21 protein-coding genes are annotated in these 25,224 nt (G+C 38.6%); 8 read left to right on the top strand and 13 right to left on the bottom strand.

Annotation, left to right across the window (positions count from 1 at the left end; translation table 11 throughout):
- Nucleotides 1-19 precede the first annotated feature (19 nt).
- Nucleotides 20-1,654, bottom strand: a complete 1,635-nt coding sequence (gene lnt / locus EL165_RS12030; protein WP_002976759.1) for an apolipoprotein N-acyltransferase — start codon at nucleotides 1,652-1,654, stop codon at nucleotides 20-22.
- 56 nt (nucleotides 1,655-1,710) lie between these two features.
- Here lnt and EL165_RS12025 point away from each other — a divergent pair, with 56 nt between their 5' ends.
- A complete protein-coding gene (locus tag EL165_RS12025) occupies nucleotides 1,711-2,124 on the top strand; it encodes a VanZ family protein (protein ID WP_002976760.1) in 414 nt (137 codons plus the stop codon).
- Here EL165_RS12025 and proC read toward each other — a convergent pair.
- The 4 genes from proC to EL165_RS12005 all read right to left on the bottom strand — a co-directional run bounded on the left by proC (nucleotide 2,114) and on the right by EL165_RS12005 (nucleotide 5,968).
- On the bottom strand, nucleotides 2,114-2,917 hold the full coding sequence (gene proC, locus EL165_RS12020) for a pyrroline-5-carboxylate reductase (RefSeq protein ID WP_002976761.1): 804 nt from the start codon (nucleotides 2,915-2,917) through the stop codon (nucleotides 2,114-2,116). The genes EL165_RS12025 and proC overlap by 11 nt on opposite strands.
- A gap of 332 nt (nucleotides 2,918-3,249) precedes the next feature.
- A complete protein-coding gene (murB, locus tag EL165_RS12015) occupies nucleotides 3,250-4,263 on the bottom strand; it encodes a UDP-N-acetylmuramate dehydrogenase (protein ID WP_002976762.1) in 1,014 nt (337 codons plus the stop codon).
- Nucleotides 4,264-4,266: 3 nt separating this feature from the next.
- Nucleotides 4,267-4,752 (bottom strand): hypothetical protein, encoded by a 486-nt coding sequence (locus EL165_RS12010; RefSeq protein WP_002976763.1) that lies wholly within the window; start codon nucleotides 4,750-4,752, stop codon nucleotides 4,267-4,269.
- Between the two features lie 10 nt (nucleotides 4,753-4,762).
- Complete coding sequence (locus EL165_RS12005; protein ID WP_002976764.1) at nucleotides 4,763-5,968, bottom strand: pyridoxal phosphate-dependent aminotransferase; 1,206 nt, start codon at nucleotides 5,966-5,968, stop codon at nucleotides 4,763-4,765.
- A 225-nt stretch (nucleotides 5,969-6,193) separates the two neighbouring features.
- Between EL165_RS12005 and EL165_RS12000 the strand changes: the two genes are divergently transcribed.
- The 4 genes from EL165_RS12000 to EL165_RS11985 all read left to right on the top strand — a co-directional run bounded on the left by EL165_RS12000 (nucleotide 6,194) and on the right by EL165_RS11985 (nucleotide 12,029).
- Entirely contained in the window at nucleotides 6,194-8,788 is a 2,595-nt protein-coding gene (locus tag EL165_RS12000; RefSeq protein ID WP_164720336.1) for a fibronectin type III domain-containing protein, read from the top strand.
- A 144-nt stretch (nucleotides 8,789-8,932) separates the two neighbouring features.
- Complete coding sequence (locus tag EL165_RS11995; RefSeq protein WP_002976766.1) at nucleotides 8,933-10,117, top strand: hypothetical protein; 1,185 nt, start codon at nucleotides 8,933-8,935, stop codon at nucleotides 10,115-10,117.
- A gap of 10 nt (nucleotides 10,118-10,127) precedes the next feature.
- Nucleotides 10,128-11,549: a hypothetical protein gene (locus EL165_RS11990; protein ID WP_002976767.1), complete on the top strand. Its 1,422-nt coding sequence runs from the start codon at nucleotides 10,128-10,130 to the stop codon at nucleotides 11,547-11,549.
- A gap of 24 nt (nucleotides 11,550-11,573) precedes the next feature.
- On the top strand, nucleotides 11,574-12,029 hold the full coding sequence (locus tag EL165_RS11985; RefSeq protein WP_002976768.1) for a DUF1801 domain-containing protein: 456 nt from the start codon (nucleotides 11,574-11,576) through the stop codon (nucleotides 12,027-12,029).
- 205 nt (nucleotides 12,030-12,234) lie between these two features.
- Here the strand turns inward: EL165_RS11985 and EL165_RS11980 are convergent, their stop codons facing one another.
- From EL165_RS11980 to EL165_RS11965, 4 genes are read right to left on the bottom strand one after another with little or no spacing between them, the layout of a single operon-like run.
- Entirely contained in the window at nucleotides 12,235-13,500 is a 1,266-nt protein-coding gene (locus EL165_RS11980; RefSeq protein WP_002976769.1) for a TolC family protein, read from the bottom strand.
- Nucleotides 13,490-16,585 (bottom strand): efflux RND transporter permease subunit, encoded by a 3,096-nt coding sequence (locus EL165_RS11975; protein WP_002976770.1) that lies wholly within the window; start codon nucleotides 16,583-16,585, stop codon nucleotides 13,490-13,492. Before EL165_RS11975 ends, EL165_RS11980 begins: the two co-directional genes overlap by 11 nt.
- Nucleotides 16,586-16,600: 15 nt before the next feature.
- Nucleotides 16,601-17,701, bottom strand: a complete 1,101-nt coding sequence (locus EL165_RS11970; protein ID WP_002976771.1) for an efflux RND transporter periplasmic adaptor subunit — start codon at nucleotides 17,699-17,701, stop codon at nucleotides 16,601-16,603.
- A gap of 4 nt (nucleotides 17,702-17,705) precedes the next feature.
- Nucleotides 17,706-18,188: an MgtC/SapB family protein gene (locus EL165_RS11965; protein WP_002976772.1), complete on the bottom strand. Its 483-nt coding sequence runs from the start codon at nucleotides 18,186-18,188 to the stop codon at nucleotides 17,706-17,708.
- A 408-nt stretch (nucleotides 18,189-18,596) separates the two neighbouring features.
- Here EL165_RS11965 and EL165_RS11960 point away from each other — a divergent pair, with 408 nt between their 5' ends.
- Nucleotides 18,597-19,442, top strand: coding sequence for an EamA family transporter (locus EL165_RS11960; protein ID WP_041461396.1), 846 nt, complete (start codon nucleotides 18,597-18,599; stop codon nucleotides 19,440-19,442).
- Nucleotides 19,443-19,671: 229 nt separating this feature from the next.
- On the opposite strand, the gene EL165_RS11955 is transcribed toward EL165_RS11960, so the two are convergent.
- Together EL165_RS11955 and EL165_RS11950 are read right to left on the bottom strand one after the other, a co-directional pair.
- Complete coding sequence (locus tag EL165_RS11955; protein WP_002976776.1) at nucleotides 19,672-21,033, bottom strand: ATP-binding protein; 1,362 nt, start codon at nucleotides 21,031-21,033, stop codon at nucleotides 19,672-19,674.
- 27 nt (nucleotides 21,034-21,060) lie between these two features.
- Complete coding sequence (locus EL165_RS11950; RefSeq protein WP_002976777.1) at nucleotides 21,061-21,765, bottom strand: response regulator transcription factor; 705 nt, start codon at nucleotides 21,763-21,765, stop codon at nucleotides 21,061-21,063.
- Between EL165_RS11950 and EL165_RS11945 the strand changes: the two genes are divergently transcribed.
- A complete protein-coding gene (locus tag EL165_RS11945) occupies nucleotides 21,764-22,540 on the top strand; it encodes a YiiX/YebB-like N1pC/P60 family cysteine hydrolase (RefSeq protein ID WP_002976778.1) in 777 nt (258 codons plus the stop codon). The genes EL165_RS11950 and EL165_RS11945 overlap by 2 nt on opposite strands.
- A 161-nt stretch (nucleotides 22,541-22,701) precedes the next feature.
- Nucleotides 22,702-23,013 (top strand): hypothetical protein, encoded by a 312-nt coding sequence (locus tag EL165_RS11940; protein ID WP_002976779.1) that lies wholly within the window; start codon nucleotides 22,702-22,704, stop codon nucleotides 23,011-23,013.
- A gap of 202 nt (nucleotides 23,014-23,215) precedes the next feature.
- Here EL165_RS11940 and murA read toward each other — a convergent pair whose 3' ends face one another.
- Complete coding sequence (gene murA / locus EL165_RS11935; protein WP_002976780.1) at nucleotides 23,216-24,523, bottom strand: UDP-N-acetylglucosamine 1-carboxyvinyltransferase; 1,308 nt, start codon at nucleotides 24,521-24,523, stop codon at nucleotides 23,216-23,218.
- Nucleotides 24,523-25,188 (bottom strand): DUF4290 domain-containing protein, encoded by a 666-nt coding sequence (locus EL165_RS11930; RefSeq protein WP_002976781.1) that lies wholly within the window; start codon nucleotides 25,186-25,188, stop codon nucleotides 24,523-24,525. Before EL165_RS11930 ends, murA begins: the two co-directional genes overlap by 1 nt.
- Nucleotides 25,189-25,224: the final 36 nt, after the last annotated feature.

Genomic DNA, 25,224 nt, shown 5'->3' with positions numbered 1-25,224 from the left:
TGCGGTTTGTGTTTAAAAATTACACTTTCTTTGTTTTCTTTTTAAACCATTCAATCAGGTAGTAAAACAATAAGAATCCTAATGCAAATATGGAAAACCTTGAAAGAAGGTCTCCCGCTCTCGTATAAAACGTCATGGTATCATATAGATTTACCTTTGCAAATAAGGCTGTCTGGTCACCATAGAAAGTATCGGCAGTGACCTCTCCCTTTGCATTAATATGCGCTGAAATTCCACTGTTGGCAGCACGGGCAATTTCCCTTCTTGTTTCAATGGCTCTCAGTTTAGCATAAGATAAAAGCTGTTTGTGTCCCTCTGTTACTCCCCACCAGGAGTCGTTGGTCATAATTCCTAAGAAATTAGCTCCTTTTTTTACATAATCTGTTACAAATTCACCATAAATGCTTTCATAACAGATGATAGGTGCCAGCTTTCCTTTGTTGTAAGGATTTGAAAAAGCCACTCTTTCTTTATCTGTTCCCAAAGAAGCCACAGTTCCTCCCAGATTCAGCATCGCATCTCCTAACAAAGGTTTTAAAACATTCATATAAGGAAATATTTCAACACCTGGTACCAACTTCCCTTTGTGGTAAACCTGTACTTTTTGGTTAGGGACAAGCTGAATGGCAGTATTATAGCTGCTTACCCAAACACCACCATTGATCTGATATGCCTCTTTAGGTAAGTCAGCAGGATTATAATAAAAACGGTGCGACGAAATTCCTGTGGCAAAAACAGATCCCGGATGGTTGGATAAAAATCCTTTAATATTGTTGAGTAGTAAACTTTTTTCAAAAGCTGTTTCGGAAATAGAACCTCTTCCGGGCAGTGCTGTTTCCGGTGCAATATAATAATCAATCTTACCCGCGGAATTTTTTTCAGCAAGGGCTAATAAATCCTGTTCTATGGTGAGACTGTCTTTTGAATATTTTTCAGCATAAGGATCGAGGTCCGGCTGCAGCATCAGGACATTAACCTGACCGGCTGGCTTTTCATCAAAAGTATTGTATTTAATGACCGAGATAATCATCGGCAGAGCAATTAAAGCCACAATGATCGCCGAGTTTTTAATCAGGTCTTTTCTCTTTCTTCCTGCTTCCCAGGTTCTTACTGTATAAAAAATCAGGACATTAGCTAAAAGAATCCAGAAACTTCCTCCGGTTGCTCCCAATGTGTCATACCACTGGATCAGTTTCGGGTATTCAGAGAATACGTTGCCAAGGTTCAGCCAGGGCCATGTTAATTCCCATCCCAGATGGAATTTTTCAAAGCTCATCCAGATGGCAATCAGAAATCCCAATCCCCAATAGGTACCTTGAGCATTTTTATACCAGTGATAGCATTGAAACACCAAAGAATATAAAAGTGAATTTACCAGTACCGGAAATAAAACCGCCATCAGAGAGTGGCTTCCGTCAGGATTCTTTGAGCCATACAGCCATCCCGTAGTAACTACATTCCAGATCACGAAACATAAGTAAGATAATCCGAAGACCACCCAGCTTTTTCTTTTATAATCCGAAAATTTTGAAACACCATGCTCCATCATCATCAGAGGAACAAGAGCGAAAAATATAAAAAACGGAACCCCGTAAGTTGGCCATGAAACCGACAGCAGCATTGCTGAAATAAGTGTAAGCAGAACGTATTTCATTAAATTATTTTAATACACAAATTTAATGTTTTTGAAATGAATATATTAGCAGTTCAATGTTAAAGAAAATATATAAAATCATTATTGTTCCGTATACACTTTTGCTGCTTTACCTGATGTTTTTGGGGATGGGCAGATTTCAGTATGATGAAAATTTAATTACCATAGAACCTGTTTTATCAACGATAAAATTTATCCAGGGCCCGAATAAGACTATAGATATTGTGAAGATTGTTTTGGGCAATATTATTATGTTTATCCCTTTTGGATTTCTTGGGTGGATAATTCCTGAACTGAAAAAACTGAAACCATTGATATTTGGTTTTATCTCATGTATCGTTATTGTGGAAGCACTTCAATATTTTACAAGAATGGGAATATTTGAGGTAGATGATATCATCCTGAATACTTTTGGGGTGTATCTGGGATGGGAGTTTTGCAGGATGATTGAAAAGAGATTTAGCTATTAAGTTCTTTCGCCCGTTTTTCAGCATTCAGAATTCCCTGTTTCAGAATTTCTTTGAAACTGTTTTCATCAAAAGTTTTTAAAGCAGCTTCAGTAGTTCCTCCTTTGGATGCAACATCTTTAATAAGTTCCTCAAGATTCTTTTCTGAGTTATTGATTAAATGATAAGCGCCCAGCATGGTCTGCTTTACAAAAAGTTTGGAAAGGTTTTCTTCAATGCCCATTTCAATACCTGCCTTGATCATGGCATCAATAATGTAATAAAAATAAGCAGGACCGCTTCCTGAAAGGGCCGTGACACCGTCCAGAAGCTCTTCGTCTTCCAGATAAACTGATCTTCCGGTACTGTTCAATAATCTTTCAATATTGATTAACTGACTGAAAGAAATTCCGTTGGCAGCGGTATACCCGGTAATTCCCATACCCAGAAGAGTAGGAGAGTTCGGCATGGCTCTTACAACCAGCGGGTGATTCAGGAGCTTTTGGATTTTTTCAATATTAATTCCGGCCATGATGGATAAAACCATCTGGTTTTCTTTTAAAGTAAACTGAATATTTTGCGCAACCGTCTGGAAGTCCTGGGGTTTTACAGCAATGATGATTAAATCCGCATCAATGTCTTTTACTTCTTCGAAAGTGGAAATTTTAGATTTGGGGAATTCTTCAGCTATTTTGGTGATTTTTTCCTGATTTCTGATAATCAGATGAAGGTGTTCAGGCTTGATCAGTTCATATTTCAGAAATGATTTTGAAAAGGAAAGTCCCATATTTCCGGCTCCAAGAATCGCTATTTTCATTACGGATTGTAAATTTTTTAGCTAAAATAATGATTTTCCGGAGATTGGATATCAATTGATTCTGAATTAATTTTGTTGGAAAACGCAAGGACGCAGCGTTTTTGAATAAGATGCTGTTTTAAGCGCAAGAAAATCAAAGATTTTCAGCAGGAGTAAAATAAAAGTAATATCATAAAGATCTGTGCTATCTGCGAAATCCGTGCAAAAATATATTGCATAAAATACGCAGTAGTAAATTGCATTGGAGATAAAATCCCTGGTGCTTAAAAATATTCGACACAGATAATTAAGAATAAAAAAGGCTGAAATCATATGAATCAGCCTTATGTATTTTAAATAATATTTACTTCCCGCTCAAGCTCTATCCCGAACTTCTCCTTTACAGAATTGATAATTTCCGTAGAAAAATCAAAAATCTCTTTTCCTGTAGCGTTTCCGGTTGCATTGATGATCACGAGAGATTGTAATTTGTGTGAAGCAACATTCCCGATCTGTTTTCCCTTCCATCCACATTGCTCAATCAGCCATCCGGCAGGAACTTTTACCATATCTCCGTTTGGATAGCCCTGGATATTTTCAAATTTTTGTTTCAATGCTTCAAATTGGGCCAGAGGAATCGTTGGGTTTTTGAAAAAGCTTCCGGCATTCCCGATTTCTTTAGGATCCGGCAATTTACTTTGTCTGATATTGATGACTGCCCTGGAAACATCCTGAATAGTTGGATTTTCAATGCCAAGGTTTTCCAGTTCGGATTGGATGGCACCATATTCCGTTTTGATATGGTGATTTTTTTGGGTGAGATTAAAAGTTACCTCCAGAATAACATATCTGCCTTTCCCTTCCTGTTTGAAAACAGAGTCTCTGTAACCAAACCTGCATTGTTCAAGATTGAAAGTTGTAAGCTCAGAATTCTCCAGATCCAATACCTGACAGCTGACAAAAATGTCTTTTATTTCTGTTCCGTAAGCTCCAATATTCTGCATTGGAGAAGTACCCACATTTCCGGGAATCAATGAAAGATTTTCCAGTCCGCCGTAATTCTTTTCCAGGCAATACATCACAAATTCATGCCAGTTTTCACCTGCTTTTGCGGTTACCCATACTTCATTTTCATTGATGCTTTCCTCCGAAATTCCTTTTAAATTTAATCTGATGGCAAGACCTTCAAAGTCTTTAGTCAGTAAAATATTGCTTCCGCCTCCTAAAAACAGAAGCTGAAGAGATTGGTTTTTTGCGAAAATAAGCGCCTCTTTTAATTCATCAATCGTATTGACTTCAGTAAAATACCGGGCCCGGGCATCAACACCAAATGTGTTATAAGGCTTTAATGAAAAATTTTCCTGCATGTTTTATTGGTATTCTTTTGGGAGAATTTTGTCTAATTGTTCTTTAAGTTGTTGTAACTGCTTGTAATGTAACGTGTCTGAATAAGCGTTCACATAGATATGTGATTTTTTGGGAGTCCGGATCTGGAACGTTTCATCTGTCCCATCCACAGACTGTTGGCTTGGAGAGCTTTTTATGTAGTCAAGATCTGTGATTTTGACTGATGATATAAGCTTTTTCCATATTTCCGGATTAATGGCAGATGACCATTTTTTATGAGTTTGATTGGCTGTCATCCCTTTTTCAGCAAAAACAGAATCTTCTGTGGCTTTGATAATTCTGTAACTTCCGAGGTTTCCTCCGATTTCCGATACACTGACAAATGTAATTTCGTACGGGTTTTTATGGGAATCAGATGGTTCTGCTTTTTTTGAATCACAGGAAAAGAATGCCGACAGCAAAAGAATCGAAAACAGGATTTTCAGATAGCGTTTTTTTGTTGTCGGCATAAGTTATACTTTACAGGCTGAATTCTTCTCTGTACTTCTTTAAAGCTTCTTTAAGAATTTCAGCACTTCTTTTTAAATCTTCTTCTTTCAAAACGTAGGCAATTCTTACCTGCTTTTTTCCTAATTCAGGATTGCTGTAGAATCCTCCTGCAGGTGCAACCATGATGGTTTCATTATTAAGAGAATATTTTTCAAGCAGCCACTGTGCAAATTTTTCAGTATCATCTACCGGAAGTTCAGCAACGCAGTAGAAAGCTCCTCTTGGCTTAGGACAGATCACGCCAGGAATCGCATTTAAAAGATCTACCAATACATTTCTTCTGTGGGTATATTCTTCTCTTACCGCTCTGATATAAGGACCGTCGTTCTGGTGTGCGGCTGTTGCTGCAATCTGTCCCAAAAGAACAGGGCTTAGTCTTGCCTGGGCAAAAAGCATAGCCGCATTACGGATTTTGCTGGAACGGGTAACCATACATCCTATTCTTACTCCACACATTGAATAACGCTTGGATTCAGAATCAATAATGATACAGTTTTCAGCTAATTCCGGGAACTCAAGCATTGAGATCTGCTGCTTTCCATCATATACATATTCTCTGTATACTTCATCAGAAATAATTACAATATCGTATTTTAAAGCAATTTCTGCCAGTTTCTGAAGTTCTTCACGGGTATAAAGATATCCGGTAGGATTTCCAGGGTTGCAGATAATGATTGCTCTTGTTTTTTCTGTAATTTTTTTCTCAAATTCCTCTACAGGAGGTAAAGCAAAACCTGTATCAATAGTAGAAGGTACAGCTACTACGTTTACATCAAATGTGCTGGTAAATCCATTGTAGTTGGCATAATAAGGCTCAGGGATAATCACTTCATCACCTTCGTCACATAAAGTAGAGATGGCAAAGTTAAGAGCTTCAGAACCTCCGTTGGTAACAATAAAGTTATCAGGAGTAAGATCTGAGAAACCTAATGAATGATAGTATTCAGTAAGGGCTTTTCTGTATTCGATATTACCTTCAGAAAGCGCATATTCCAATACTTTTAAATCGATATTTTTTAAAGCATTTAAAGCTGTTTCCGGAGTTTCAATATCAGGCTGTCCGATATTAAGGTGATATACTTTTATTCCTTTCTGTTTTGCTTGTAAAGCAAAGGGAACCAGTTTTCTTACCGGCGATGGCGGCATATGCAGTGCTCTGTTTGAAATATTCGGCATTGTTCAAAAAATTTGTATGACAAAAATAGGATTTAATTTCTCAATAATAAAATTATGAGCCAATAAGAAAATATTCCTGAACTTTTATATTCTTCGAAAAATTCAGTTATTATAGTGGTTTTTGATATGGATTTCCTATGTGTTTTAAATAAATGTTATGATTTTGTTAAAAATAATATTTTTGTATTGTTATTTTTTGTTAATTTCGCTGTAAATGTGATTAAAATGGCAATAAATTTATTTTCTAGAGTGGTACCTGCTATCGCTCTGTTTTCAGCCTCTGCAATGATGGCTCAGAATTATCAAACTATGCCGGTTTCCTCAGGCTTTACGGCTGATGTAATTGCGAACGGCATAGGTTCTTCATCAGTTACTACAAACAATGATGTAGACGGAGTTTCTTACGCTTTTGTAGCCAAAGATTTTCAGCTGACTTCCACAAGTCCTGCCATTACGTATGGTATACCTGTGGACGGAGTTATTAATTCTGTGGTGGCAACCACTCCGGGATTGAGCTTTCAGCTGGCAGGTCTGAATGCCAACAATTCTTTAAGGCTGGCTGCAATTAATGATAACGGAACCCTGACATTTACGGCACCGAAAGCTGCTACCAAGCTTTATATGCTTGCCGTAAGCGGAAGTGGTACTTCAACGGTAAGTGTAGTGGTGAATTTTACCGATGGCAGTTCCCAGACGTTTTCAAGTATCAGTCTTGCTGACTGGTATAATGGATCTAGTTTTGCCATACAGGGAATAGGAAGGATTAAAAAACCGGGGGCTACTCCTGCATCCGGTGATGATGTTCCTTCACCTGAAGGTGGAACCAATCCAAGATTATATCAGGCTGAATTGGCAATAGACGCAGCAAACCAGGCGAAGCTGATACAAAGTGTAACGGTAACCAAAGCAAGTGGTTCAGGTATCCCGAATATTTTTGCTTTTTCAGTGGATGCTTATTCAGATTGTATGCCTCCTGTATTACAGGCAGTTTCAGGAATTACAGCCAACTCTGCTTTAGTTTCATGGACAGGTAATGCAGCCAGCTATGATGTTTACCACAGTACTTCAAATACAATACCTTCGAGCTCTGTGACACCTACTTATCCAGGTGTAACGGGAACAAGTACAACAATAGGAAGTCTTAATTCCAATACGACTTATTATTATTGGGTAAGATCCAACTGTAATACTGCAACCGGCCAAAGCGCATGGTCTTTTGCAGGAACATTTAAAACAGCCTGCTCTACTTTCACTGTCCCATATACAGAAAACTTTGATACAACCAGTACCGGTTCGAGTACCAACAACAACGCTCCAAGCTGTTGGGCATATCTGGAAAGTGCATCATTTGCAGGCTATGGATATGTGACTACAACAAATAACTATTCGGCACCTAATGCTTATTATCTATATAATTCAACCGCTACTACAGGAAGTCAGATGTTGGTTGCTCCTCCAACGATCAACCTTTCAGACGGAACGAAACGTGTGAGATTCTATGCAAAAACAGGAACAACAGGGACTCCTTTATTAATAGGTACTCTATCTAATCCTGCAGACCCTGCTTCTTTTACCCCAATTGGTTCTCCTATTACTTTGACAACTACCCACACGCAATATACGGTTAATATTCCTGCGGGTTCTGATTTGCAGTTAGCATTTAAGCATGGTATGGGAGGTACCGGGCGTTCTATTTATATTGATAATATTTCTGTTCAGAATATTCCTTCCTGCTTTGAGCCGACTGCCGTTACATCATCCAACGTGAATTCAAATTCAGCAACAATCGGATGGACAGCCCCATCTTCAGCTCCTGCGGGCGGATATGAGGTGTATTACAGTACAAGCAATACCGCACCTGATGCTTCCACTGTTTTGAATGCAGCAAACTCTGTAACATCTACAACAACTTCTGCACCGATAAGCACATTGCAGCCATCTACAACCTATTATGCATGGGTGAGATCTAGCTGCAGCGCAACTGATAAAAGCATCTGGACTGAAGTTCCTGTATCATTCACAACTACTTGTCTTCCGATAACTACACTGCCTTGGAGTGAAAATTTTGATGCGATGACGAATATAGGCTCTGCTATCGTTCCAGGGTGCTGGAAACAAAATCCGGGAGGAAGTTCATCCAGCTATAACTTTACTTCAGCCAATGCTTCCCAGCAAGCTTATAATGATCCTAAATCTGCTCCGAATTATCTGACGATCTATTATCCATATAGCAATGCCGCTTATTTATGGACACCTACATTTACTTTAACTGCAGGAACTTCATATGAATTCTCATTCTACTGGGTAGGAGACGGCTATGCAGGCTGGCAAAATGAAGTATTGGTAAACAACGGACAAACAGCGGCCGGTGCAACCAGTTTAACGACATTTATCACTTCTGATCAAACAGCAACAGGAGGAGGTAACAGCACCGAATATACTAAGGTTACTGTTTCATATACCCCAACGACTACCGGCGATTATTCATTTGGAATTAAAGCTTTGAATACAACAACGGCGCCATATTATATGGGATTTGATGATTTCTCCCTTACACAGTCTAATTTAAGCACGGCTGAAACGTCTGTTAAGAAAAAAGAAATCAATGTATATCCTAATCCTTTCAAAGATGTTCTGCATGTTGCGGATATCAAAAATGTTAAATCTGTAACCGTTACGGATGTAGCAGGAAGAGTGGTGAAAACTATTGATAATCCAACTACAGAACTTCAGTTAGGAGATTTAAATGCTGGTTTATATTTAGTGACAATGAACTTTAAAGATGGCTCGAAATCAACAGTAAAAGCCATTAAGAAATAAAATTTTTTGAGTTAATAATTTCTGTAGGCAGTTGCATTCGTGTGGCTGCCTTTTTAATGGCCTTTTCACATAATAACTGGAAAAAATTATTATCGGAAATGTTCATAAAATTATTATACATTTGTGCCGAAAACTATAACAACCATGAATAGATTTAAACTCCTTTTTTTACTGCCCATATTATGTTCCGGATTCTCCCGGGCTCAGCGAATTGATAAAGAAATAATCAGCTTCCAGCTTTTGAAAGAACCGGTTTTTCCTACAGACCTTTCCAACAGAAATTACACGATTACCGTAAAATCTCCCTATAATATTACAAAAGATGATGTGATAAGAATTTCAAAAGAAGATTATCAAAGGAAGGTGGACAATTATCAGACGAATGTTGAAAATGCCAAGTACGAACATCAGGAAAGATTAAAAGACTATGATGCTGAGGTAAAAAAACTACAGGAGAAATACAAGCTGGAATCAGCAGAATACAATAAATTATCTGCAGTTGAGAAAATTGCTGCAACCAACGGAGCTCCTATGTTGAGATTACCTTCAAGGCCAATCCTGAATATTCCTCCAATGCCGGTTTACCAACAGCCTGATCTGAGAGACGCCCTTATCGTTGATAACAAAATTCTGGCGTCACAAATGGATGTGACAGGTTTTTCAAAAGGCGGAAATTATCTTGACATCGTTATTGAAATGGAAAGAACAACCTTCCAGGATAACCAGGGAAAAACTTTTGCCAATCAGCCTACAAGGATCGTTGCCAAACAAGGCGGTGCGGTAAAGCTGGATAAAACCTATTTCTCAGATTTTACTGAAGTAGCAAGTGTTCCGACTAATGAAATCAATTTGAATGCCCAGGAAAAAAGATATCTTCAGAGAACGATGGACCGTACAAGGAATATTATTAATGAAAATTTCGGTTATCAGACAATCAATTCCACGGTAACTCTGGCGACGGTAAAGAACAAAGGAGAATATGATGATCTGGAAAAAGCATACATCTACGTGACGACCAATCTGAAAAAACTTCAGGCAAAATCAGACTACGCCCCGAATAAAGTAGCCATGGAAAACATGCAGAAAGGAATTGATCTCTGGAAAACCGCTTTGACAAAAGTGAATTACAATGACAAAAAGGCTGTTTACAACCAAAAGATCGGCGAATACCTTTATTTTAACCTGATCAGATTGAATATTGCTTTAGGTAATTACCAGGAAGCAGAGAAATATTTAAATGAGTTGCAGGAACATTTAGTAGATATCAAATTATCCTACGATGCCAATCTTGAACTGAAAAGATTGGAAGAAAAAATTTATAATAACTAAAGAAAACAATATGATTAAACAGATTATTGCTTCGGCATTAATAACCGCTTCTGTGTACAATTATGCACAGACAAAAGTGACTGAAGGAACAAAGTTCACAGTGGACGCCAATCTTGAAACGGATGATAAACTGGTACTGGCAGATGATTACAACTCATATATGTTCAGCGCCATCAATATTGACGGCCTGATGAGAAATGTTTTCCCGCATAAGAAATTACTGATGAGAAAACTGGATCAGAACGGAAGCCTTGTGGATACATATGTGAAAGATTATGCCAACAAAACAAATGGTGTCCTCCACAACTACCTTGGCTCACAGCAGATTGATGATGACAAATTTATTGCATTTACTGAAGAGTATTTCGGGAAAGAAAACAGAAAGGAGGTATTTCAGCATGTTTTCAGTAAAAAAGAAGGCACATTTACCACCAAAAGCATTGCAAAATACAGCATCGAATCTACCAACAAATCAGGAACCACTTATGTTCTTTTTTCGGAAAATGGTAAATATGCAGCGATCTTCAATGACAGATATGCCAACAAAAAAACAGATAACGTGAATGATGTTCTGGTCCTGGATCTGAGAACACTTTCTCCGGTTTGGAACAAAGAGATCACATTAAGCAATGATTATGTCGAAAAGTCTTTAACACTGACTAACTCAGCGAAGATTGTTGTACTGAGAAAAGCTGCAGGATGGAAGGAATCCTATAAGCTGGAACTTGTTTCGAATACTGAAGATAAAGACCTTCCGTTTGATGATAAATATATTCCTGAAAAATTATATGCATTCAGTAAAAATGACAGCGATTATCTGGTGACATTTGGAAGAAAAAACGCTGCGGTTACCATTGGTGCAAGTACGTTTGGAACAATAATGTTTTATGATATGAAGTCCGGAAAAGCAGTAATCAGCAATACCAATTTAGCCGGAAGCAAAGATATGAGTGATGTGAAGGTCATCAAAACGATTGTAAAAGGAGATGAAACTTTAATGGCTGTACAGCAGGAAACGGTGACAAGACCGATGCCGACGGCAATGAACCGTTTCCCAGATCCTGTGTATTCATTGGATGCGGGAATGCTGATCAAATTCAATAAAGAAGGAGAAGTAAAGCAGTTTGTGGCTGCGGGAACTTCTACAGGAAAAAGAATTCATGTGGTTGAAGCCGGAGATAAACTTTATATTTCTGCTTTCTATCCAAAAGGAGCATTCGGGAATACAGGATTTTCTATGAAAGTCTTTGATTTCGCCAATCTGAAACCTCAGGAAGTAAGCCTTGATTATAAAGGAAGAAACTTTTTCCAGAACTATGGCTTTGCAGATGGAAATATGATTCAATATGTTCCGAATGTTAATAAAATGATGTTCCTTCAAAAGAGTGGTAAAGATGTTCAGATGTTCAATGTATATAATTTTATAAAATAATTGTATTTTAGAAAAAATTAAAATATGCAGATTCAGTCAGTTTCCGTAGAAGATTATATCTCAAAAATTCCTGAAGAAAGGCAAGAGGCTTTTAAAAAACTTTTTGATACAGTGAATGACAATCTTCCCAAAGGTTTCGAAGAAGCTACAAATTATGGGATGATCGGCTGGGTAGTTCCTTTGGCAACATTTCCTGCAGGATATCACTGTGCACCCGGGACCCCGCTGCCATTCATTAATCTGGCTTCCCAGAAGAATTTTATAGCACTATATCATATGGGACTTTATTCAAAACCGGAACTTCTTGATTGGTTTGTGGCAGAATATCCAAAACATTCCAAAAAGAAGCTGGACATGGGTAAATCCTGTATCCGCTTTAAAAAAGCAGAAGATATCCCTTTTGAACTGGTCGCTGAGCTTAGTAAGAAAATGACTCCCGACGACTGGATCGGAATTTATGAGTCGCAGTATAAGAAATAAAAAAGAACCCTGAAATCAAATAGATATCAGGGTTCTTTTTTGCGCTGAAAGCTTGAAGTTTGAAGCTGGAAGTTATAGTTGTGTTTTTAGAATCAATGTTTGTCGTTTGGTGGGTATGTCTTGTAGGATTAAAAAAGTTTAATTAAATGGTGGGCATGTATTCATCGGCTTCCGGAACTTCCACTCTCCAGTTTCCATCCTCCAGCTAAAAATGAATATCCCAGATTCCTGCTTTACGCTCAAGTTCAATTAAAGCAGATGCATTATCAGCAAGAACCTGATAATAGTCTTTCCTTACATTATTATAGGTTCTCTGGGCATTCAGAACTTCAAGGATAGAACTTTCTCCTCTTTTATAGCTGTAAATAATTCCTTCCAGAATGGTTTGTGCTTCTGCAAGCATTCCATTGTGGAATTGTCTGAGCTGTTTCTGGGTTGCCACATACTGTTGATAAGCCTGCATTACTTCAGCTCTTATGGCTTGTTCGGTCTGTTTATATTCAATTTCTGCCTGTGAAGATGCCATTTCTGCTATTTTTACCCCTGCATTTCTTTTGTTGGAAAATTTCAGGGGAATGCTAATGCCCATTTTTACAGCATTTACAGTGGGAGAGGGTGCAATTTCGTTAATGGCTTCTGTGTGGCGTTCTGCTCCTGCACTGATGCCAAGGTCTATGACACGGTTGGCTTTTTCAAGACTGATCAGGCTTCTGGTAACTTCTGTATTTTGTCTGGCGGCCAGTAAATCTGCTCTTTCATTCAATGCCTGAAGAATCAGGTCATCAATACTGAAATCCCTGTTGAAAGCATTTAAATTTCCGCTAACCTCTCTGTCCATAATTTTGCTGTCTCCCAGAAATACAGATAAACTGGTGAGAGCCTGCTGTTCTTCACTTTCAGCCTGATATACTTCGTTGAGGAGAGAAGCTGCTTCCAGCTTACTTTGTTTGGAAGTCACGAGTGATATGGTTCCCAACCTGTAGCGAATACTGTCGGACTTTGCAAGCTGCTGCATGTTTTTATAAGAATCCTGTTGTACTTCAAGCAATGCTTTGGATTTTAATGCATTGATATACCCTAAGCTGGCATCTGCACGAAGGTTCCTGAAGAAATCCTGCAATTGCAGTTTGCTAAGCTCAGATTGGTTTCTGGCCAGATTTACCCTGGCTTTTCTTTTACCGCCAAGCTCAAGTGTCCAGCCAATTGATGCCCCGTAAACATAACCCATATTTTGATTCACACCATTATTGGTGGTTTCCATTTCCAATTGAGGATCAGGAAACATATTGGCGGTCCGGATAGCAGCTTCAGCCATACTTACATTGTATTTCTGAGAAGCATAACCTAAATTTTTACTTCCGACAAGACTCAGGTATTCTCCAAATGACAAAAGCTCTTTTTCCTGTGCTTTTACACTTGTGATGCTGAGCAATACAATGGATACTATGATAAAGTGAACTCTAATTTTCATCTGATTCTAAATTTTGTTTTTTGTTTCTGCATTCAGCCATAAAATAAATCGCCGGCAGTACAAATAGGGTTAAAACAGTGGAGAACATCAGCCCGTAAACAATGACAGTTGCCAGTGGACGCTGTACATCTGAACCGATTCCTGTAGCCAATGATGCAGGTAACAATCCGATTATAGCAACCGTTGCAGTCATTAATACAGGCCTGAAACGGTCTTTTGCCCCTTTGACGGCAGCCTTTTTCAGTTCATATCCTTTCTTACGCAGATCGTTGATGTGAGAAATCATGATCACTCCGTTCTGGATGGCAACTCCAAATAAAGCGATGAATCCTACAGCTGAAGAGACATTCAGAGACATTCCCCGGATATTGAGTGCCAGCATTCCGCCAAATAATGCCAATGGTACAATAGACATCAGAACCAAAGCTTGTCTGAAATCTCCAAATGCACCATATAACAAAAGAAACATAATGGCCAGTGCGAGTGGAACAATAAATGCAAGTCTTGAATAAGCCCTGTTTTGATTTTCAAACTGGCCACCCCATTTGATCTGGTATTTCTCGTGGTCGTATTTAATGTCTTTTTCAATTTTATTCTGAGCGTTTTTCAGGAAAGATGAAAGATCGGTACCTCTCAGATTAAGCTTTACCGTAAGATGACGTTTGTTCATTTCTCGGGTAATCGTGCTTTCTCCGGTACTCAGTTTCACTTCTGCTACCTGTGACAATGGGATTTTGGCTCCGGAAGCTGAGGTCAGCATCAGGTTTCCGATTTTATCCGGAGTATCGCGGCTGTCTTCCGTGTAACGACAGGAAATATCATACACTTTATTGCCGATAAAGATCTGGGAAATGGCTTTTCCTCCCAATGCCACTTCAATAAGGTCGGCAACATCTGCTACATTCAGACCATATTGAGCAATTTTGTCCCTGTTCGCAATGATCTGCAGCTGAGGTAACGGCGGCTCCTGATCAATGGCAAGGTCTGCTGATCCCGGGATTTTATTCAAGGTAGACAGAACATCTTCTGCAATGCGTCTGGTTTCTTTAAAATCTTCTCCATATACTTTTACAACCAGTTCACTGTGAGCGCCGGAGATTTTATCCATCACTCCGTCAATCATAGGTTGTGAAAAGCCTACCGTGAATCCCGGCATGTCTTTATAATCTGCCGCGAGTTCTCTGATGAGGTCTGCTTTTGTTTTTCCGGAAGGCCATTCGCTGTAAGGTTTTATTCCAATAGAAACCTCGAAATGAGAAGCTGTCCACGGATCTGTGCCATCATCATTGCGGCCTGCCTGTACCATCATATAAGTGATTTCGGAATGTTTCAGGGTACGGGCCCGCAGGGTATCACTCATTTCTTTTGATTTTGCTAAGGATATTCCCGGAGGCAGCTGTACCTGCAGCCAGATAGAACCTTCATCCAGCTCCGGAAGAAAATCTTTTCCTACGGTGTAAGACAGAATTCCGGAGGATATCAATATAATAATGATTGGAATAATAACTCTTTTGGGAGCCTGCATTATTTTTTCTATTTTTTTTCCATAGGCAGCAGCAAGTTTTTCCAACCATTTATTATGATAGATTTTTTGTGGTTTGCGATAGATGACATACGCTAATCCCGGGATAAGAAGTAATGCTACAGCGAGCGCGCCCAGCAGAGCGTATCCAACAGTAAAAGCCATGGGGGTAAACAGTTTTTTCTCTACCCGTTCAAAAGCAAACAAAGGCAGATAAGCGGTGATGATAATAATTGTTGAAAAGAAAATGGGCTTGGCTACTTCAATCACCCTTTGGGTAATAGTTTTTTCTTCCAGTGCTTCTTCCGGATTTTCTTCCCTTTTTTTCAGAATGGTTTCCAGCATAACGATGCTTCCATCTACGATAATTCCGAAATCAATAGCTCCCAGTGAAAGCAGATTGGCCGGAATGTCAGTAAAATGCATTAATATAAATGCAAACAATAAAGAAAGCGGAATGGTAATCGCCACCAGCAATGCTCCGCGCCAGCTTCCGAGAAATACAATCAGAATAATAATAACCAATACAATTCCTTCGGTAAGGGTATGAGAAACTGTGGTGAGTGTTGTTTTTACAAGATCTGTCCGATCCAGAAAAGGATGGATTTTTACACCCGGAGGAAGCGTTTCTTTATTAAGTTCTTCAATGGCTTCATGTACACCCGCCAGCACTTGCGAGGGATTTTGCCCTCTTAGTAAAAGAACGATTCCTTCTACACTTTCAGAATAATTACGTTTCCGGTCGGTATAGCCAAGAATTCCTTTTCGCTCAAGGTTTCCGTATTTCAATGTTCCTACATCATTTAAAAAAACAGGAACGCCATTTTGGGTTTTTACTACAATTTTCCCAAGGTCATTTAAATCTTTTACCAATCCTATCCCACGGATCACATAGGCCAGGTTTCCGCGGGGAAGCATACTTCCTCCGGCACTTACATTATTTTTGGAAATGGTTTCAGTTACTTCTGAAAGAGAAAGCCCATACTGTTCAAGCTTATGAGGATCCAGTTCGATCTGGAACTGGGTGGTAATCCCTCCGAAGTTGGTAACATCAGCAATTCCGGAAACCTGTTTGATGCGGGGAATAATGACAAATTTTTGTAAATCCGTCAATTCACGCAGACTGTGGTTATTGCTTTCTATGATATAGCGGTACACTTCGCCGATGGGAGAGGTGAGGGGATCTAATCCGGGCTGTGCACTGTAAGGAAGCTCTACATCTGTCAGCCTTTCCTGAATGCGCTGCCGGGCCCAGTAATCATCAATTCCATCATCGAAAACCATAGTGATAATGGAAAGCCCAAAGGTACTTTTGCTTCTCATCACATGCATTCCGGGAAGTCCGTTCAGTGATCTTTCCAAAGGGATGGTGATCTGCTGTTCTACTTCTTCAGCGGCCAGTCCCGGAACCTGTGTGACCACCTGGGAAGTTACATCTGCAATATCGGGATAGGCCTCTATGGATAATCTGGTCCAGGAATAATATCCGAAGAATCCCAGTAAAAGGAAGAGAGCAAGCATCAGCCACCTCTTCTGTATGGAGAGTGTCAATAATTTCTTCATAATTTTTCATTTACATTATTTTACATCCGGCATATAAATTCCGCCTTCACTCATGATGATTTCTCCGGGTTTTAAGCCTGCTGTGATTCTTACTGTTTTCTGATCGGTTTCTCCTGTTGTCACAAAGCGTTTGATAAACTGGTTTTTACCGGTTTTTACCCATACATATTGAGAGCTGTCCTCCTGCATTAAGGCTGTTACAGGAATCATCACAGCTTTTTCAGGAGCTGTTGAAAAATTAACGGTAGCGAACATACCCGGTTTTAGTTTCCGGTCCGGATTATCACATTCAATAAGGACTTTGATGCTTCGGGTATCTTCATCCACCATTTCATTGATATGATATACTTTTCCGGTAATGTTTCTGTCCGGATAGGCGCTTACTTTTACGGAAACCTGATCACCAATACTGACAAAGCGGATGTCTTTTTCTTTCACATCACCGGAAATCCAGACTTTGGATAATTCTGCGATAATCATTACCGGATCTGCATCTCCTTTCAGATATTGTCCGTTTACAATTCTGTTGGAAACAATTTCTCCGTTAATGGGAGCTTTTACCACAAGCGGACTTCCTATACCTCCGCCTTTGCTGTTATATACTTTTAATGCTGAAGAAGCGTTGGAAAGGGATGTTCTTTTATTTTTAAGATCGGTTTCCGCTTCGTCCAGTTCTTTCTGGATGCCGACTCCGTGTTTGACCAAGTCCTGCTGGCGTCTGTAATTTTTTTCTGCAAGCTGTGCATCATTCAGGGCATCTGTATAATCTTTCTGAACTGAAAAATAATCGGAAGAAAGGATTTCAAAAAGAGGGCTTCCGGCCGAAACATTCTGTCCAAGCTGAATAAAGGATTTGGTAATTCTTCCGGAAAAAGGACTGGCAATTTCCGCGTAATGATTGGGAATGGCCTGAATTGTTCCTGCTGAAATTATCCCGTCACTGTGTTCCTGTTCTGTAACGGCCTGCGTTTTAATTTTTTTGAAAACAGGATTATTTTCCGGTATTGTGACCTGATTATCCTGAATGATTATTTCCTGTTCGTTTTTTTGCTGAGGTATATTATCCTTACAGGAGACTGCAAAGAGAATTACACTGCTTAAGATTATTCTTTTCATGTTCTTAAAACAATTGAGTGCTGTTGCTGATTTTTATTTTTTCTGTATTGTTTTTCCGGGTGTTGAGCAGTTTTTTACTCCTTGCTTCTTTTTTGGAGGATAGAGTGGGTCTCAGGAATATGTTTGTAGAGACAATGAAGAAAACTGTAATAAGGGCTTCTTTAGGATATCCGAGAGCACATAAAGCACCTATGGCTGCAGAGCACCATAATGTGGCTGCCGTATTGAGGCCTCTTACGGTAAGGCCGTCTTTCATAATAACACCGCCACCGAGAAAACCGATTCCACTGACAATATATGAGGTAATTCTTCCGGCTGCATCACCACCAATTCTGATGGCTATCAATACGAAAGCTGCAGAGCCGATGCATACAAGTGTGTTGGTACGGAGACCTGCATTCTTTTTACGCCATTGTCTTTCGAAGCCAATACCGGCTCCCAGGCAGAATGCAGTCAGTAAACGAAGGGTGAATTCAAAGGTATTCATAACTTTTCCTGTTTTTATAAAGCTTTTCAGCTGTACGGGAAAAGTAGGTACAACTAAAGCTTTTAAGATTGATAATTACTGTAAGGATCTGAGTCCATATGCTTTATTTTTTACTGTGCAAAAGTAAAAAGGGCTGAAGTTTTATGCAGTTAGAAAAGCTTTAGAATATGATTAGAAAATTATTAGAGAAAATAATTTCTTGTTTAGAGTATCAGGAAAAGAATTAAAATATTTATGTATTAAGTCTTATTAATAAGTGAAAACTGTACCCATTGCAAAAGGTAAAAAATCAATACATTTGATGGCAGTTATTTTATATGATGAATTTCACGGTTTACAGTATAAAATAAGAGTTTGTTAATCCCGGAAACTTCTTTCCAAAATCTTTTGAACGATATATTTTTAGGCATGAAAAAATCAAATATAGCAATACCGGCTACGCTTTTAGCAATTATCTGTGTACAGGGAGGAGCATCCATTGCGAAGCAGCTTTTTCCTGCTATAGGAGCTATTGGTACTGTTACTTTAAGGATTGTACTTTCAGCGGTTCTGCTTACTTTGATTAACCGTCCGAAATTTTTAACATTTAACAGACAGAAGTGGCAATATTGTGCAATATACGGAATCGGGCTGGCAGCAATGAATCTTATTTTTTATATGGCTATTCAAAGAATTCCATTGGGGCTGGCTGTGACTGTAGAATTTGCGGGGCCTTTATTTCTTGCACTGGCTTTATCCCGTAAACTGCTGGACGTAGTATGGGCTTTGCTGGCTTGTGCGGGAATTTTACTGATCGTACCGTGGCATAATGATCATGTAGATTTGATAGGTCTTGGATTGGCTTTTCTGGCAGGGATGTTCTGGGCTGTTTATATCATAATGGGAGGTAAGGTTTCTAAAATAATGGACGGAAAGGATGCGGTAACAACAGGAATGATATTCGCGAGTCTGGTGATTATTCCTTTTACCATATGGGATGGTGCTGTTTTCAACCTGACTCCAACCATTTTTGTGAAAGGTCTCGGTGTGGCGATTCTTTCGAGTGCTTTACCATTTTCTTTGGAAATTATGGCTTTGAAAAGACTTCCGGCTAAAACTTTCAGTATTCTGATGAGTCTGGAACCTGCATTTGCTGCACTTTCCGGCTTGGTCTTCCTTGCTGAAAAATTATCTTTTTTACAGTGGATTTCTATTGCCTGTGTAATTGCTGCAAGTATAGGAACAACTGTTTTCAGCAGAGCATCTAATCATTAAAAGATTTTGTCCCAAGATGAGATTACATTGGAAAATACAGCTTATTCTGCTTCTGATCTCACTTTTTTTCTTTGGCTTAGGCATACAAAGTATTGCAGAAGAAAAAAAGTCCGGAACTCTTTTATTCAGAAATTTTTTACACATTATACCTTTTGTGATCAGTAGTATAGTTTTTATCATCAATATCCGTAATCAGAACAAAAAAAAGTGATGATGCTTTTCCAGAAGGTTATGTAATGTCAAATATCACGGTGAAAACAGTCTCATTGTATTCTGATACTGCATTGATTTTTGCATGGTGAAGATGAATGATTTTTTCCGTAAGAAATAATCCTATTCCATGTCCCTTTTTCTGCCGTGAGGCTTCACTTCTGTAAAATGGCTTGAAAATATGCTGTAAATCTTCTTTAAAAATAATATTTCCTGTATTGCTGAAAGTGATGGTAAGAGTTTTCGAATGAACGCTCACATCGATCAGGCAGGTATGTTCCGGGGAATATTTGCATGCGTTGTCAATGAGATTATTAAAAGCAACCCTAAGAAGATATTCATTTCCCTGAATAATAAGCTGATGTTCTTCTACAGAGTCTTCTATGTTCATTGAAACTTTATATCCTGAATTTTCTTTTATTGTTTTGGTATAAGATTCCAGAAGAACTTCATCCAGGCGTACTTCAGCAAAACTGATTTCATTGGGATCATAACTCGCTTTGGCAAGATCCATTAAGCTATTGGAAAGCGCTGCCATATTTCGGGCATCTTCCAGCGCATATCGGATGGTTTCCTGATATTCTTCTTTGGTTTTGTCCTTTTCTGAAGCCAGTTCAAGTTCTGTAATAATAGCAGATAAAGGCGTTCTCAGTTCGTGTGAAATATTGGCTACGAAATGCTTTTGAGAGTCAAAAGAATTTTCAAGCCGCTCCAGCATTCCGTTGAAGTTTTGGGCCAGTTCATTCAATTCATCCTTTTCTTTCGTTGTTTTCAGGCGCAGCTGTAATTTTCCGGCGGTAATCTTTTTGATCTGACTTACCATTTCACTGAGTGGCCTCAATGCTTTTTTGGAAAGAAATATTCCTGCCAGATAGATCAGGATCAGAATACTGAAAAAGGAAATAATACTGATGATTAAAAGATGCGTAAGATATTCGTATCCGTATTTGTCATAAGCAGCGGCTGTTACAGCATAAGATTTTCCTTCATAATGATACACCATTCCAATGACCTGCAGATCATTTAAGAAGAAAGTGATTCTTTTTTTCCGGAATATCTGTGAAAGCATTTCAGGAGTTTCCTTTACATAATCTACCCTGGCATCATCATGATAAACCAATTGCTTATTGCTATCATAAATTGCTACCTGAACCTCATTCAGTGTTCTGGTATTATTTTGATAAAGCTTATGCATTTCCTGCTCGGGTAATGAACTTCTGAAAAAAAGGTCCGCTTTGGCGATGGCTTCGTTCTGGAGTTCGCTGTAAAACGATTTCTCTCTGGCTTCCCTGGATGAATAATAGATCGAAATACTGTAAACACTGACAAGCATTGCAGTGATTAAGGTAAAAAGCAGTGTTAGCCGGGTCCTGATTTTCATCCGAATATTTTTAGTTTATTTCCGTCATTATTGCCCAATGCCTGACTCGTAATTTTTCTTCAGAATAAATCCCATGCCGGCCTTGGTGTGAATAAGCTTAACTTCAAAATCTTTGTCAATTTTCTTCCGGAGGTAATTGATATAGACGTCAATAAAATTGGTTCCGGTATCAAAATGGGTTTCCCATACTTTCTCAGCAATTTCACTTCGGGAAAGAACTCTTTCTGAATTTTCAAGCATAAATTTCAGAAGATTAAACTCTTTGGGCGTTAATTTGATCGGGATATGATCTCTGATTACTGTTTTCTGTTCCAGATTCATTTCAATTCCGTCATATCTCAGTATCAAAACCTTCTGATGTCTCTGTTGAGAAAAGCGTTTCAGGAGTACTTTGATTCTTGCCACCAACTCCCGCATTTCAAAAGGCTTGGTGAGGTAATCATCCGCTCCGGCATCAAATCCTTCCAGTTTATCATCAGTAGTTCCCAGCGCGGTAAGCATAATGACAGGAAGATCGGGTTTTAAAGCTTTGATCTCATTGCAAAATTCAAGTCCATCTTTTTTGGGCAATACAATATCCGTTACAATCAGATCAAAATGATTCTGCAGGGCCAGTTTCATTCCTGAATTTCCATCATAAGCCACAGTAACCTCAAATTGAGCTTCCTGAAATCCTTTTGCAATCAATTTTGAAAGTCTGTCGTCGTCTTCAACTAATAAAATATGTGGCATGAGAATATTGAAAATGTTTGGGTTGATAGGAAGAATACATCAATATTCCCACAAATGTAATGAATTCTATTTTGTAATTTTGATTCCGAAGTATAATCAGATGTCAGAATTTACAATGCCTCTAGGAAAAAAAATCAAAGAAATTACAATTACAGGATTTTGGTTCTGTTTATTGGTCATATTGGCTCAGTGTAGCAGCAATTCTCCGGGAACAGTACCGCTCAAAAACGGAGATCTGCTTTTTGTTACCGCAAAAGAATCCGGACTATCCGGGGCAATCAATAATGTCACTCAAAAACAGAAGTCTGCTTCATTTGACCATATAGGAATTCTTGAAAAAGAAGATAGCCGTTTTTATGTCCTGCATGCTGCTCCTAAGGGTGGTTCCCAGAAACAGGATTTAAAAGATTTTATAAAAGATCAGAAAGAAGAAGGACAGCAAGTAATTGTTTACCGTTTAAAACCGGAATACCGGAAAGCCATTCCTGAAGCTGTTAAAAAAGCACACGCCATGCTGGGAAAACCTTATAATTTTAATTACATTCTGGATGAAAATTCATATTACTGTTCGGATTTTGTGGAAAGAGCCTTTCGTGAAGATCATATTTTTAAATTGGAACCTATGACCTTTATTGATCCTAAAACGGGAAAAACGAATACATTCTGGGAAGAATTTTATACTGAAAAAAATCTGAAAGTCCCTGAAGGAGAGCCTGGTTGTAACCCCAATGGTCTTGCAGGTTCGGAGAAACTTGAAAGGATAGGAAACCTTTAAAAACAAAGAGAAGCTGAGATCGGCTTCTTTTTTTTTGTGTTAAATTTTAAAAAATATTAGTCTACTAATTTGGTGGACTAATATTTTTTTATATTTTTGTCACAGATTTAAATGCAGAGCGCGATATGATCTGACAATGTTTAACCCAAAAATGTTTAGCAATGGTTACACCTAATCCCGGCCTGCAGGTTTTACAAAACAAAATAAACCTGCCTAAAAAAGAATTGTTACTGGAAATAGAGTTGAATGGCAAAATGAAATTTGAACATTTGATGAACACCATCTATAACCAATTAGGCATCTGTCATAGAGTGTTATCTGCTAATGTAGAGTATGTGAACGGATATAGTTTTGGTTCCGTACAGTTATATATTAATGTCAATTCAGAAGACTTTCAGCTGCTTGAGGTCTATCTGAATAAAAATAAACTTATCAATACGACGGTAGAATATACCTGCAGAACATATTTTTAAGTGAGATTCATATAGTTTTAATTACCCAAAGTGTCCGGTTCTTTTACCGGGCACTTTTTATTTAAAAGTTATTTGAGAACCAATATAGAGTTGATGGTCGCTATTTGATGGGGAGTATTCCTCTCCTCTGGAAGGTGTCGAAAATAGCCAATAAAAAAAGCGTTCAGAATATTCCGAACGCTTTTGTATTAAATAAATAATTTTAAATTCTCTCGATGTCAGCACCAATAGCTCTTAGTCTTCCATCGATATTTTCGTATCCTCTGTCGATCTGCTCGATGTTGTGGATAATTGATTTTCCTTCTGCTGAAAGTGCTGCAATAAGAAGTGCATTTCCGGCTCTGATGTCCGGGGAAACCATTGTGGTTCCTCTTAAAGGCGCTTCCTGATTTAGCCCGATTACGGTTGCTCTGTGCGGATCACATAAAATGATCTGAGCCCCCATGTCGATTAATTTATCCACAAAGAATAATCTGGATTCAAACATTTTCTGATGAACGAGAATGCTTCCTTTTGCCTGAGTAGCCACTACTAAAATGATAGATAATAAATCCGGTGTAAATCCTGGCCATGGAGCATCCGAAATAGTCAGGATAGATCCGTCAATAAATTTCTGGATTTTATAATGCTCCTGAGCAGGAATATAAATGTCATCATTACTTTGCTCAAGCCGGATCCCTAATTTTCTGAATGTATTCGGGATAACCCCAAGCTGGTTCCAGTTTACATTTTTGATGGTGATTTCAGACTTGGTCATCGCTGCAAGACCAATCCATGATCCGATTTCTACCATATCCGGAAGCATCGTGTGCTCCGTTCCTCTAAGGTATTCTACCCCTTCAATGGTAAGAAGGTTAGACCCGATTCCTGAGATATTGGCTCCCATTCTGTTCAGCATTTTACATAATTGCTGAAGATAAGGTTCGCAGGCAGCGTTGTAGATTCTTGTTTTTCCTTTTGCCAAAGCCGCTGCCATTACAATATTGGCAGTTCCGGTTACAGAAGCTTCTTCAAGCAGGATAAATTTTCCTCTTAACTCTTTAGCTTTTAAAGAGTAGAAATATTCTTCTTCATCATAATTAAATTCTGCACCTAATTCAACAAGTCCCTGAAAGTGGGTATCCAGTCTTCTTCTTCCGATTTTGTCCCCACCCGGAGTCGGCATATAAGCTTCTCCATAACGAGCCAACATTGGCCCCATCAGCATAATCGATCCTCGTAATTTTGCTCCGTCTTTTTTAAATTCGCTGGATTTTATATAATCAAAATTTACCTGATCCGCTTTGAAAGTATAATCTCCCTGTCCGTTTTTTGTAACTTTTACCCCAAAATCTCCAAGAATTTCAATCAGTCTGTTCACATCATGAATATCCGGAATGTTTTTGATTCTTACTTCTTCGTCCGTCAGGAGAACCGCACATAAAATTTGTAGAGCCTCATTTTTGGCTCCTTGTGGAGTTATTTCACCCTGCAGTCTTTTTCCTCCTCTTATTTGAAATGTTCCACTCATTATTTTCTGTTTTTATGATTGTTATTATGCCTTCTTTTGTTGGGCTGGTTATTGTTCTTATTATTGCTGTTGTTCCTGTTGTTATTGTTATTATTTCGGTTGTTGTTATTATTGGTGTAATAGATTTTACTTTTTTCAAGAGAATCTATTCCGGTAAGATCCAACCTGTTTTCAGACAGTTCTTTCAGATGGCGGAAAATCACATCATCCGTCACATGCTCTTTATTATAGACATTGTAAGACTTCTTCATATTGTTGGCAATCACCTCAATAAGAGCTTCTTTTTCTTCTCCTGTTTCTAGTTCGATTGCTTTTTCTATTAGCTGAAGAATACTTTTTCCGTAAAACTTAAAGTCACCCTGAAGTTTTGGATATTCCATTCTTTTAGGTCTTTCCGCCAATTGTTCTCTGGTAGGAAACGGATAGGGAGATTCTACATCCAGATCATAATCTGCAAGAATAAAAAGATGATCCCAAAGTTTATGTTTATAATTTTCTTCGTCGCGAAGTTGCGGGTTTCTCTGACCCATAAAATCGATGATTGCCATAGCCATCTCATTCCTTTCCTCTTTGGTAGGAAGTTCTTTACAGCGCTCAACCAACTGTTGTATAATTCTGCCGTATTCCGGCATATGAAGCTGAGTTTTTTGGGTGTTATATTCCATAGTATGCAAATATATGGATTAAAAGAAAAATTGTTT

The sequence above is a fragment of the Chryseobacterium gleum genome, from assembly GCF_900636535.1.
GTDB lineage: Bacteria > Bacteroidota > Bacteroidia > Flavobacteriales > Weeksellaceae > Chryseobacterium > Chryseobacterium gleum.
The sequence above is the reverse complement of the archived record's forward strand: the minus strand, read 5'-3'. Positions and strand labels throughout refer to the sequence as shown.